11 protein-coding genes and 1 tRNA gene are annotated in these 11785 nt (G+C 68.1%); 8 read left to right on the top strand and 4 right to left on the bottom strand.

Annotation, left to right across the window (positions count from 1 at the left end):
- The first annotated feature begins 17 nt into the window (after positions 1–17).
- From OB895_RS04195 to OB895_RS04175, 5 genes are all read left to right on the top strand, one after another.
- Positions 18–1061 (top strand): 3-isopropylmalate dehydrogenase, encoded by a 1044-nt coding sequence (locus OB895_RS04195; RefSeq protein ID WP_042541731.1) that lies wholly within the window; start codon positions 18–20, stop codon positions 1059–1061.
- A 60-nt stretch (positions 1062–1121) separates the two neighbouring features.
- Entirely contained in the window at positions 1122–2222 is a 1101-nt protein-coding gene (locus OB895_RS04190; protein WP_079113965.1) for a branched-chain amino acid aminotransferase, read from the top strand.
- Between the two features lie 83 nt (positions 2223–2305).
- The gene (locus OB895_RS04185) at positions 2306–3082 is read left to right on the top strand and encodes a fumarylacetoacetate hydrolase family protein (protein ID WP_311879238.1); all 777 of its coding nucleotides are present in this window, start codon (positions 2306–2308) and stop codon (positions 3080–3082) included.
- Positions 3079–4338 carry an MFS transporter gene (locus OB895_RS04180; protein WP_079112708.1) on the top strand — a complete coding sequence of 420 codons (1260 nt, stop codon included), beginning with the start codon at positions 3079–3081 and terminating at the stop codon, positions 4336–4338. The genes OB895_RS04185 and OB895_RS04180 overlap by 4 nt, the downstream gene beginning before the upstream one ends.
- On the top strand, positions 4335–5099 hold the full coding sequence (locus OB895_RS04175) for a class I SAM-dependent methyltransferase (RefSeq protein WP_079112709.1): 765 nt from the start codon (positions 4335–4337) through the stop codon (positions 5097–5099). The genes OB895_RS04180 and OB895_RS04175 overlap by 4 nt, the downstream gene beginning before the upstream one ends.
- A gap of 89 nt (positions 5100–5188) precedes the next feature.
- On the opposite strand, the gene OB895_RS04170 is transcribed toward OB895_RS04175, so the two are convergent.
- Positions 5189–6433: an acyl-CoA dehydrogenase family protein gene (locus OB895_RS04170; RefSeq protein WP_228385695.1), complete on the bottom strand. Its 1245-nt coding sequence runs from the start codon at positions 6431–6433 to the stop codon at positions 5189–5191.
- 172 nt (positions 6434–6605) lie between these two features.
- On the opposite strand from OB895_RS04170, the gene gltX reads away from it, so the two are divergent.
- A complete protein-coding gene (gene gltX / locus OB895_RS04165; RefSeq protein WP_079112711.1) occupies positions 6606–8111 on the top strand; it encodes a glutamate--tRNA ligase in 1506 nt (501 codons plus the stop codon).
- Positions 8112–8280: 169 nt separating this feature from the next.
- A tRNA-Gln gene (locus tag OB895_RS04160) sits at positions 8281–8352 on the top strand.
- A 53-nt stretch (positions 8353–8405) separates the two neighbouring features.
- Here OB895_RS04160 and OB895_RS04155 read toward each other — a convergent pair.
- Positions 8406–9263 carry a hypothetical protein gene (locus OB895_RS04155; protein ID WP_153302169.1) on the bottom strand — a complete coding sequence of 286 codons (858 nt, stop codon included), beginning with the start codon at positions 9261–9263 and terminating at the stop codon, positions 8406–8408.
- A 210-nt stretch (positions 9264–9473) separates the two neighbouring features.
- Between OB895_RS04155 and OB895_RS04150 the strand changes: the two genes are divergently transcribed.
- Complete coding sequence (locus OB895_RS04150) at positions 9474–10433, top strand: DNA topoisomerase IB (RefSeq protein ID WP_042541726.1); 960 nt, start codon at positions 9474–9476, stop codon at positions 10431–10433.
- Positions 10434–10439: 6 nt separating this feature from the next.
- Here OB895_RS04150 and OB895_RS04145 read toward each other — a convergent pair whose 3' ends face one another.
- Together OB895_RS04145 and OB895_RS04140 are read right to left on the bottom strand one after the other, a co-directional pair.
- Entirely contained in the window at positions 10440–11297 is an 858-nt protein-coding gene (locus OB895_RS04145; RefSeq protein ID WP_042541725.1) for a 3-hydroxyacyl-CoA dehydrogenase, read from the bottom strand.
- Between the two features lie 36 nt (positions 11298–11333).
- Positions 11334–11780 carry a MarR family winged helix-turn-helix transcriptional regulator gene (locus tag OB895_RS04140; RefSeq protein WP_079112713.1) on the bottom strand — a complete coding sequence of 149 codons (447 nt, stop codon included), beginning with the start codon at positions 11778–11780 and terminating at the stop codon, positions 11334–11336.
- Positions 11781–11785 lie beyond the last annotated feature (5 nt).

Raw genomic sequence — 11785 nt, 5'->3', positions numbered from 1 at the left:
CCGATGCAAGGAGTGTCATGTCGCGTGTCGTGAAGCTGGCCGTCATCCCCGGTGACGGAATCGGCCCAGAGGTCGTCGCCGAGGCGGAGAAGGTCCTCGATGCGGTCACCGCCTCCAGCGGAGTGACGTTCGACAAGACCCGCTTCTCGCTCGGCGCCGCTCGTTTCCTCGAGACCGGCGACACGCTGACGGACGACGACCTGCAGGCGATCGCGGCTCACGACGCGATCCTGCTGGGTGCCGTCGGCGGCACGCCGGGCGACCCCCGGCTCAAGGATGCGAACATCGAGCGCGGGCTGCTCCTGAAGCTGCGTTTCACGCTCGACCACTACGTGAACCTGCGCCCGTCGAAGCTGTTCGCGGGTGCTCCGGGACCGCTCGCGAATCCGGGCGCCATCGACTTCGTCGTCGTGCGTGAGGGCACCGAGGGTCCGTACGTCGGCAACGGGGGCGCGATCCGCAAGGGCACACCTCAGGAGGTCGCCAACGAGACCTCGGTGAACACGGCGTTCGGCGTCGAGCGCGTCGTGAGGTACGCCTTCGACCTCGCCGAGCGGCGCGGCAAGAAGGTCACACTCGTTCACAAGACCAACGTGCTCGTGCACGCCGGTGCCATCTGGCAGCGTGTCGTGAACGAGGTCGCTGCGGAGCATCCCCAGGTGACGGTCGACTACCTGCACGTCGACGCAGCGACGATCTTCCTCGTGACCGACCCCGCGCGCTTCGACGTGATCGTCACCGACAACCTGTTCGGCGACATCCTCACCGACCTCGCCGGCGCGGTCACCGGAGGCATCGGACTGGCCGCCTCGGGCAACATCAACCCCGATGGCGCGTTCCCGTCGATGTTCGAGCCGGTCCACGGATCCGCCCCCGACATCGCCGGCCAGCAGAAGGCCGACCCCACCGCGGCGATCCTCTCGGTGGCGCTGTTGCTCGACCATCTCGGGCTCGGCGCGGAGGCCGCTCGCGTGAGTGCCGCCGTGGAGTCCGACATCGCGTCCCGCACGGGGGCGCGCAGCACGGCGGAGATCGGCTCCGCGATCACTGCTCTGCTCTGAACGACAGGCGTAGGCTGAGACGGCGCGAGGATGCGCGCCACACGAGGAATGGATGACGAGATGACGACCATCGACGCCGAGACCACCGTGGCTCCACTGGAGTTCGCTGTGACCAAGAACCTGGCCGCCGCGACGGCCGGCCGTGTCGCCGAGGTTCATGAGAACCCCGGCTTCGGCGTGGTCTTCACCGATCACATGGTCGACATCTGCTGGTCGGCGAAGGGCGGATGGCACCGCCCGCGCGTGCAGCCGTACGGACCGATCCCGCTCGACCCCGCCGCCTCCGTGCTGCACTATGCGCAGGAGATCTTCGAGGGCATCAAGGCCTACCGTCACGCAGACGGGTCGATCCACACCTTCCGCCCTGACCGCAACGCCGCACGACTCCAGGCCAGCGCCCGTCGACTCGCGCTGCCGGAGCTGCCCACCGAGTACTTCATCCAGTCGCTTCGCGAGATCATCGCGGTCGACGGGCGCTGGGTGCCGTCCGGCGCCGACCAGAGCCTCTACCTGCGCCCGTTCATGTTCGCCAAAGAGGCGTTCCTCGGTGTCCGAGCCGCGCAGAAGGTCGCCTATTACGTGATCGCAAGCCCGGCCGGCGCATATTTCAGCGGCGGCGTGAAGCCCGTGCGCATCTGGCTCTCCGAGGACTACGCACGCGCCGGCAAGGGGGGCACGGGCAAGGCCAAGACGGGCGGCAACTACGCGTCGAGCCTGCTCGCACAGAGCGAGGCCTCGTCGAAGGGATGCGACCAGGTCGTGTTCCTCGATGAGCAGCGCAACGTCGAGGAGCTCGGCGGGATGAACGTCGTGTTCGTGTTCAAGGACGGCCGTGTCGTCACGCCCGAGTCCGACAGCATCCTCGAGGGGATCACGCGCGACTCGCTGCTCCAGCTCGCCGAGGATCGCGGCTACACGGTCGAGAAGCGGCCGATCTCGATCGACGAGTGGCACGAGGGCGTGGCTTCCGGCGACATCGTCGAGGTGTTCGCCTGCGGCACGGCCGCAGTCGTGACGCCGATCGGCGCACTCGTCGGCGAAGGCTTCGATGAGCCGCAGCCGCTCGGCGAACTCGCGCTGTCGCTCCGCGAAGAACTCACCGACATCCAGTACGGCCGCCGCGAAGACAAGCACGGCTGGCTCCTGCGCCTCGACGCCTGATCTTCGCAGGAACTCCCCGGGACCCCGCCGCGCGACCTGCGCAGCGGGGTCTCGTCGTCCGGCGCTCTGGCTAGGCTGGTGGCATGAAGATCGCCCGATTCAGCCATGACGACGCCATCCTCTTCGGGATCGTCGACGACACCGACCTGGTCGTCCTCGCGGGCGATCCGCTCTTCGCCGGGTACGAACCCACCGGAGACCGAGTCCCGATCGCGGACGCGGTGATCCTGGCGCCGGTCATCCCTCGATCCAAGATCGTGTGCGTCGGCAAGAACTACCACGACCACGCCGCTGAGATGGGGGGAGTCGCCCCCGAGGAGCCGCTGCTGTTCCTCAAGCCCAACACCGCCGTCATCGGCCCGGGCGACGCGATCGTGCGCCCGTCGATCTCAGGGCAGACCGAATACGAGGGCGAGCTGGCGGTCGTGATCGGACGGGTCGCGAAGAACGTGAAGGCGGCGGATGCCCTCGACCACGTGCTCGGCTACACGATCGCCAACGATGTCACGGCGCGCGACCTTCAGCGCAAGGACGGCCAGTGGGCTCGGGCCAAGGGCTTCGACACGTTCTGCCCTCTCGGTCCGACCATCAGCACGGAGTTCGATCCGTCGGTGGCGACGATCGAGACCCGGGTCAACGGCGAGGTCCGTCAGAAGGCGCCTCTGACCAACATGATCCACTCCGTCGAGGCGATCATCGAGCATGCATCCGAGGCCTTCACCCTGCTGCCGGGTGACGCCATCCTGACCGGCACGCCGGCTGGTGTGGGGGAGTTCGTCGCCGGCGACACCGTCGAGGTCGAGATCACCGGTCTGGGTATTCTGCGCAACACCGTGCGCGACGCCGTGCGCCCATCATGACCGTGGTCGCCCTGACGGCGGCTCAGCAGGCAGCGGTCCAGCGGAGAACCGTGCTGGTTCTCTCGTCTGGCCAGGTGCTCGGCGGCATCGCGTTCGGGGCGACCGTGTCGCTCGGCGCGCTGCTCGCCGCCGACATCTCCGGCAGCGACGCTTTGTCGGGACTCGCGACCGCATCGGTCACGCTGGGCGCCGCAGTGTGCGCGATCCCTCTCGCTCGCCTCGCCGCCAGGGTGGGGCGTCGCCGTGCACTGACGCTCGGCAATCTGTTCGCGCTCGTGGGGATCGCCGTCGTGATCCTCGCGGCGTCGCTGCGGGTGTTCCCGCTGCTGCTGGTCGGCATCCTCATGATCGGCGCCGGGAACGCGGGCAATCTGCAGTCGCGATTCGCCGCCACCGACCTCGCCGCGCCGCAGCACCGAGGGCGGGACCTCTCGATCGTCGTGTGGGCGACCACCATCGGCGGGGTCGCGGGCCCCCTGCTGCTCGGACCGGGTGAGATCGTGGGTGCCGCGATCGGCATGCCGCCTCAGACCGGTTCCTACGTCTTCTCGTTCGTCGCTCAATGCGCCGCGCTCATCCTGTATCTCGTGGCGCTGCGGCCAGATCCTCTTCTGGCCGCGCAGAGGCTCGCCTCAGCGGCTGCTGCGGGGGCTACAGGCAAGGCGTTCGCCGACAGGCCGGTGGTGGCTCGCTACGCGATGTTCGCAGTCGCCGGTTCGCACGTCGTGATGGCGTCCGTCATGGCGATGACTCCTGTGCATCTCGCGCACATGGCGCACGGCGCGCACGGAATGGCTCCCACACCGGCCGATGTCTCGGCTCTCGTCGGCATCACCATCGCCCTGCATGTCGGCGGCATGTATGCGCTGTCGCCGCTCTTCGGCATCCTCGCCGACCGGTGGGGGCGGCTGCGTGTGGTCCTGCTGGGGCAGGTGCTCCTCGGGGCAGCCCTGGCGTTCGGCGTGTTCGCGAATGATCGGGAGTGGGGCGTGATCGTGGCTCTGATCCTGTTGGGGCTCGGATGGAGCGCGGCGACCGTCGCAGGGGCCGCGCTGCTGACCGAGTCGAGCGCCCCCGAGATCCGCACACGCAGGCAGGGTCGCAGCGACTCGCTCATGAGCCTCTCGGCAGCTGCCGGCGCGGTGCTCGCGGGCGTGGTGCTCTCGAACTTCGACTATGCCGGACTGGGCATCGCCGCGTCTGTCATCGTCGTCGCCATCGTCGCGCTCTCTCCTCTCGGGCGTCCGAGGCGATGAAGGACTGGGCGGGCACGGGGCGGGCATACGCCGATTCCTATGCCTCGCTGTGCGTCGGCACGGCGGGGACTCTGCTCGGGCGGCTCGGAGACCCTGCGGGTCGCTCGCTGCTCGATGTCGGTTCCGGAACCGGTCTCCTCACGGCCGCATTCACGGATGCCGGATGGGATACGACAGGGTGCGAGCCCGAGCCGACGATGCGGGAGGTCGCGCTGCGGCAGCACCCGGCGATGCGGGTGCGCGACGGAGCGCTGCCGTCGCTGCCGTTCGAGGACGCGGAGTTCGATGCGGTCGTGGCGAACTTCGTGTTGAACCACGTCGCCGACCCCCGCGCATCGGCCGGAGAGCTTCTCCGCGTCTCTGCCGGCCGCGTGGCGGCCACGATCTGGACGAACTCGCCGACCTGGCTCTGGCGAGAGGTGTGCCAGCGCGCGGCGCTCGTCCCGACCGAGGGCGAGCGGCTTCCGCCGGAGAAGGACTTCGAGCGGACCGTCGACGGCTTCGCGAGGATGCTCGACGATGCGGGCTGGATGCGCCCGCGGGTGTCGGAGATCACCTGGACGTGGTCGGCGGATGCGACTGCGCTGTGGGTGTCAGCCGAAGGAGGCGTCGGGGGAGCGGGCCAGTTCTACCGAGCGCTCGACGACACCGGTCGGCGCTCGTTCCGTGCTGCCTTCGAGTCGGTGTGCGCCGAGCGATCGATCGCCGGCCGCCTGCCGCTGGTGCATTCTGCCGCGGTTGCCGTGGCGTCGCGCGGCTGAGGCCGCCCTCGGCCGGAGTGCCCCGCGGTCGCTCGGTGCCGCGACCGCCCGTGTCGGTGCGGCACCGAGGACCACCTGCATCGCGGCGATCAGGTGTACCAGGTCGGCTCAGGCACCTCGTTGCGCAGCACGTAGTCGCCGACCTCCCGCTTCTTGTACGCGATCGGGTCGTGCAGGCTGTGCGTGCGCAGGTTGCGCCAGAAGATGTCGAGGCCGACAGAGTTGGCCGACGCTCTGGCACCGGTGAGCTCGTAGATCTTCGTGGCGACCTCCAGGCCGTCGTCGACGATGCGCAGCTTCCCCGCTGCGATGCGCACGGCGATCTCGCCGCGTCGGCGTGCAGTGAGGTCTTCTCGTGGAGCATGCAGCACCGCGCTGATCTCGGAGCCCACGGCATCCAGCAGCGCCTCATCCGCCCACAGCTTCGAGGCCAGTTCGCCGTAGCCCTCGAGCAGGTACCACTCGTCCGTCGCGTGCTGCTTGTCGTCGCCGCCGTACGGCCACGGTCGAGTGGTCGATCGGGTGTAGGCGGATGCCGTCTCGAGTGCACCCTGTGCGATGCCGAGGTAGAAGTTCGCGAACACGAGCTGGATGGTCGGCACGTTCAGCGTGTTGTAGGTCAGAGGCTGGAACACCCGGTCGACGAAACCGGCTGCCGCTGCCCAGGGGACGCGCACGTCGCGGATCTCGACGGACCCTGATTCGGTGAGCCGCTGGCCCAGGTTGTCCCAGTCGTTCCCGAAGACGATTCCCTCCTGCGCCGTGGGCACGATCGCGAAGATGTGCGTCTCGGTGCCTTCGAGGACCCCTTCGAGGACCGTCAGGTCCGAGATCCGACCACCGGTGGAGAAGGACTTCCGGCCGGAGAACACGAGGTCGTCGCCGTCTTCGCGGATCACCAGATCGGAGTCGCGCGGGTTCACCGCGCCGCCGAAGACGTAGTCGTTCGCGGTGTACAGCTCCTCGATCGCGGCGATCTGCTCGTCGGTTCCGACGAGACGCGCCGCCCATGCCCAGAGGTAGTGGTACCCGAGGACCTGCCCGATCGAGCCGTCGCCGCGGGCCACCGCTCTGATCACCCGGTACGCGGTCTCCCAGCTCTCGCCCGCGCCGCCATGGACGCGCGGGCCGAGCAGAGTGACCAGACCCGAGTCCTTGAGCAGCTGCACCTCTGCACGAGGTGTCGCGTTCGCGCGGTCCCTCTCGACGGCGTCCACCGCGAGGATGTCCGCAACCTCCTCGGCGCGCTCGATCCATTCGAGGCTGGTCTGAGGTCTCGGTGCGCTCAGCCAGCGATCGCTGAGGCCTGTCGTCACTGCATCCGTGATTGTCACGTCGTCACCCTTCCGATTGGTCGATGCGGCAACGATAGGAGCGCGACGAGGTCGCATGCGGGTTGTTACCCACGGTGAGTGACTGTTACCCACGGTGACCCCTCTCACCGGCCCCGATCGTGGGCGGATCGGGGAGGTCGAGACGCCGCCCGGCAACTAGAATCGAGGGGATATGGCTACCCCGCACCCCCTCACCACGACCGCCAGTGGCGCCGACGTCCGCGTCCGCTTCTGCCCCTCTCCGACCGGACTGCCGCACGTCGGCATGGTCCGCACGGCCCTCTTCAACTGGGCGTACGCCCGCCACAACGGCGGCAAGATGGTGTTCCGCATCGAGGACACCGACGCCGCCCGAGACAGCGAGGAGAGCTTCCGGCAGCTGGTCGACGCTCTGACCTGGCTGAAGATCGACTGGGATGAGGGTGTCGAGGTCGGTGGACCCCACGCTCCCTACCGTCAGTCCGAGCGCCACGACATCTATCGCGGCGTGATCGACAAGCTCCTCGCATCCGGCGCTCTGTATGAGAGCTTCTCGACCGCGGAGGAGATCGACGCTCGCAACGAGGCTGCCGGGCGGGCGAAGCAGCTCGGGTACGACAACCATGACCGCGACCTCACGGCGGAGCAGAAGGACGCCTTCCGGGCCGAAGGGCGTCAGCCCGCACTCCGCCTGCGTGTGCCGGACGAGGACCTCACCTACGTCGACCTGATCCGGGGCGAGGTGACATTCCCCGCAGGTTCCTTCCCGGACTTCGTGGTGGTGCGTCCGAACGGCATCCCGCTGTACACCTTCGTGAACCCGGTCGACGACGCGCTGATGGGCATCACGCACGTCCTGCGCGGCGAAGACCTGATGCCCTCGACGGCTCGCCAGCTGGCGCTCTACGCGGCGCTCATCGATGCGGAGGTCACCACCTTCGTGCCCCGCTTCGCCCACATGCCTCTGGTGCTCGGCGAGACCGGCAACAAGAAGCTTTCCAAGCGCGACCCGCAGGCCGATCTGTTCCTGCATCGGGATCGCGGCTTCATCCACGAGGGACTGCTGAACTACCTCGCGCTCCTCGGCTGGTCGATCGGTCACGACCGCGACGTGTTCTCGCTCGAGGAGTTCACCGAGGCGTTCGACATCGTCGACGTGAATCCGAACCCGGCACGCTTCGACCAGAAGAAGGCCGAGTCGATCAACGGCGACCACATCCGCAAGCTCGACGAGAAGGACTTCGCCGAGAGGACGATCCCCTACCTCGCTGCCGCCGGCCTCTTCGATGAGCCGACGCACGAGCAGCTCGTGCTCGCCTTCCGCGTCGCACCGCTCGTGCAGGAGCGCGTGCAGTTGCTCGGCGATGTGCCCGGCATGGTGGGGTTCCTGTTCACCGACGACGTCTCGTATGATGCCGACGCGCTCAAGGGGCTGCCCGCGAACGCCGCCGAGGTCCTCGACGCCTGCGTCGTCGCCCTCGAGCCGGTGACCGAGTTCACTCCAGAGAAGATCCAGGAGGCTCTCGCGGAGGCGCTCGTCGAGAAGCTCGAGCTCAAGCCCCGCATCGCCTACGGCCCTCCGCGCGTCGCGATCACCGGTCGTCGGATCTCGCCGCCGCTGTTCGAGTCCATGGAGCTCCTGGGCAAGGACGAGTCGCTGCGGCGCCTCCGGTCGCTGTCGGCGTTCCTCGCGAACTGACGAGGCAGACGGGCGGGGGAGCATCGCTTCGATGAGCTCCTGCCCGCTGCCGAGGTCACGCACCCGCAGCGATCACCGGGCGACGCGCCCGGACGGACCGAGTCGTTTTGGCATTAGGGCCACGGCTCGGGTAAGCTTGACTCTCGGTGCGAGACTCCGGTTTCGCCCTTGGGGTATGGTGTAATTGGCAACACGGCGGTTTCTGGTTCCGTTGTTCTTGGTTCGAGTCCAGGTACCCCAGCAAGACGAAAACCCCCGCTCAGGCGGGGGTTTTGTCGTTTCCGGTCCAGTGTCTCACTCGCACTCTCCGATGAATCCGAGGTAGCACACCGCCTCGTGGGTGACGGCGGGCTCGTAGTCGTCGTTCGAGACCTGGCGGGTGTCGATCTCAGGCGTCTGATGCAGGCTCCCGTAGCTGCCGAGCGTCGCGACGTAATAGCCCTCGCCGTCCTGCGCCTTCATCTCGTCTATCGCGGAGCTGTACTCGGCGCACAGGAGGGTCGCGGTCTCGGTGAGCTCGACATCGACGCAGGCGGCCGTATAGGTCGCGACCATCAGGTTCGTGCAGTCGGTCCAATCCTGGTTCACCGAGCACGGGTTGACGTCGTCCATCGTGACGTCGACGCGACCGGTCTCGTACTCCTCGCTGCGGAAGGTCTCGGGCTGCTCAGGAACATCGGTCCTGGTCCAATGGCGTGCTGTGGCGAAGGCGAAGATCACGACGATGGCGGCGATCACCAGCAGGGCGCCGAGGATCGACAGGGTCACCCACAGTCCTACCCTCTTCTTCTTGCCGGGTCGGCCGTCGGGAACGGGCGCGTACCCCGGATAGGCGGGAGAACCGACGGAGACGTCGCCCTGCGAGGGGTAGCCGGGAGCCGCGGTGTAGACAGGCTGTGGCGCCTCGTAGGCGGGTGGCGGGGCACCGAACGCGGGCGGTGGCGCGTCGTAGGCGGGCGGCGGTGCATCGAATGCGGGGCCCGCGGGTGGCGGGGGAGACGTCGGCTGGGTCGAGAGCCAGTACGCGTACCAGCTCTGAGCGGAGGCCGGATCATCGGCGACCTGCTGCGCTTCGAGGTCGGTGAGCTGCACCCCCAGGCCGGCCCGCAGCTCTGCACTGGTCAGGGATGTGCGGAATTCCTCGAAAGACATGGCCATAGTCAAGAGGATGGCAGACCTCGGTGTGCCCCGACAATCGGATCCCTGGGCAGCGGCCGCACCCTCCCTGCACCGCCTGAAGGAGCCTGCGTCGCCTAGCAGGTCGCCCGTGCGTCGCGCCATGCCCTTCACGCCTCGCTCTTCGTCGGCCATCGTGAGCGGGAAACACCCGATGCCCGACGAGGCATGACCGAGAGGACGAGAATGGCGCTCACGAGAGTCGTTCCGGGCGAGACACCAGGAATCCGCCGTGTGCGATCCGGGTCAGGGTTCCGATACGTCGACGCGGGCAACACCCCCGTCGTCGAGGCCGACAGGGAGCGCATCCGCGACCTCGCGATACCCCCGGCGTGGAAGGACGTGTGGATCGCCGCCGATCCGCTCGCTCATATCCAGGCGGTCGGCACCGACGATGCGGGACGACGTCAGTACCTCTACCACCCGCTCTGGCGCACGGGGAGGGATCAGCGCAAGTTCGCGCGGGCGCTCAAGCTCGCTGCGGCGCTGCCTGCGGCCAGGGCCAAGGTCACGCGCGCCATCGGCGAGCCGGGTCTGACACGAGAGCGAGCACTCGCGGTCTCCTTCCGGCTCCTCGATGACGCCGCGCTGCGCATCGGCTCCGAGCGCTACCTCGTGAAGCACGGCAGTCGGGGGCTGAGCACCCTCCGGCGACGGGACGTGCGCATCGACGGCAGCGACGTGTCCCTGAGCTTCCCCGCGAAGAGCAAGCAGCTCGCCGCGATCGAGATCTCCGACGCCGCCCTCGCCGAGGCGCTGTCGGAGTTCGCCGTCGGCTCGCCGCGTGCGCCTCTGCTCGCGTACCGCAAGGGTCGCCGCCGCGTCCGACTCACGTCGACCGAGGTCAACGACTATCTCCGGCAGGTGGCCGGGGCATCGTTCACTGCGAAGGACTTCCGCACGCTGCACGGCACGATCCTCGCGGCTGACGCCCTCGCGCGGATCGGCCGACTCGAGACGAAGAACGAGCGGCGGCGTGCCGAGCGCCTCGCCGTGCAGGCGACGGCGTCAGCGCTCGGCAACACCCTCGCGGTGGCCAGGGGTAGCTACATCGATCCGCGCGTGTTCCGGCTCTACGCGCGCGGTCGCACTCTCGATCTCACGGTGTCGCCTGAGACGGCGATCCGCAAGCTCCTCGGGCGCTGAGGGGATTCAGCTCTCTCGCGGGTAGCTGTAGAAACCCTCGCTCGTCGCCACGCCCAGCTTGCCCTTGTCGATGTACTGCTCTTTGAGCAGCTCGGCGAAGCGCTGCTGCTTCTCGCCTCCCATGCGGGAGATGTTGTATGCCGTGGTCAGTCCGACGATGTCGTAGATCTCGAACGGGCCGGCCGGGGAGCCCGTGCCGATCCGCCATGTCGCATCGATCGCCTCGGGTTCGGCGATCCCGTCGACCAGCAGCTCGGCTCCGGCCTGGAGGAAGGGCACGAGCAGCGAGTTCAGCAGGTATCCGGCCTTCTCCTTCTTGATCTGGATCGGCACCATGCCGATCCGGGTGGCGAATTCCACCACGGCGTCGTAGACCGCCGGGTCGGTGGCCGGCGTGCCCATGATCTCCGCGGTGTTGTGCGACCAGATCTCGTTCGCGAAGTGCAGGGCGAGGAAACGGTCGGGGCGCCCCGTCGACTCCGCGAGCGCACTGGGGAGCAGAGTCGACGAGTTCGTCGCGAAGATGGTCGTCGCCGGCGCGGCGTCTGCGAGAGTCCGGTAGATGCCCTGCTTGAGCTCGAGGTTCTCCGGCACGGCCTCGATGATCAGGTCGGCAGAGGCTGCGGCTTCCGCGAGGTCGGACGTGAGCCGGATGCGGCCGATCGCCGCCTGGGCGGCGCCGTCTGCGGCGTTCTCGACACCGTCGGCGACGTAACGCGCGGCGAGACCCTCGAACCGCTCGGCCGCGCGGTCGAGCGCAGGCTGATCGATGTCGTAGGCGACGACGTCGAAACCGTGGAAGGCGGTCTGGAACGCGATCTGCGATCCGAGCACGCCGGTGCCGAGAACAGTGATGTTCTTCATTTTCTCTTCTTCCTCTGATGGCCTTGTGGGCCGTGGTCAAGCGGGTTCGTGGCCTCTGTCGAAACGCCGGAGGTCGTGCGCGAAGCGATGCACCTCGGCATCCGTCCACTGAGCGAGATGCACGTCGATCACGCCCTGCAGCGATCGCAGCGTGTTGCGGAAGGCTTCTTCGCCCTCGGCGGTCAGCTCGAGCGGACGGCCGCGCCCGGAGACCGACGGCGTCTCCTGCACGAGGCCGAGAGAGACGAGCGTCGAGAGCTGACGCGACACGGTCGATCGGTTGAGGCGGAACATGCGTGCGATGTCCGTCGAACGGATCCCCGGCTCGTCGGCGATCGCCATGACGATGGACTGATCGGTGATCGACAGCCTCGGTTCTTCCGCGCGTGCGTCGATGAGACCTCGACGCGTGATGGCGACAAGGGAACGAAGCACGTCGGCGCTGTCGCCGCGACGTCCGCCGGAGTCCTCCTGTTGTTGCATAATGC

It is taken from the genome of Microbacterium forte (assembly GCF_031885415.1).
Classification (GTDB): domain Bacteria; phylum Actinomycetota; class Actinomycetes; order Actinomycetales; family Microbacteriaceae; genus Microbacterium; species Microbacterium forte.
The sequence above is the reverse complement of the archived record's forward strand: the minus strand, read 5'-3'. Positions and strand labels throughout refer to the sequence as shown.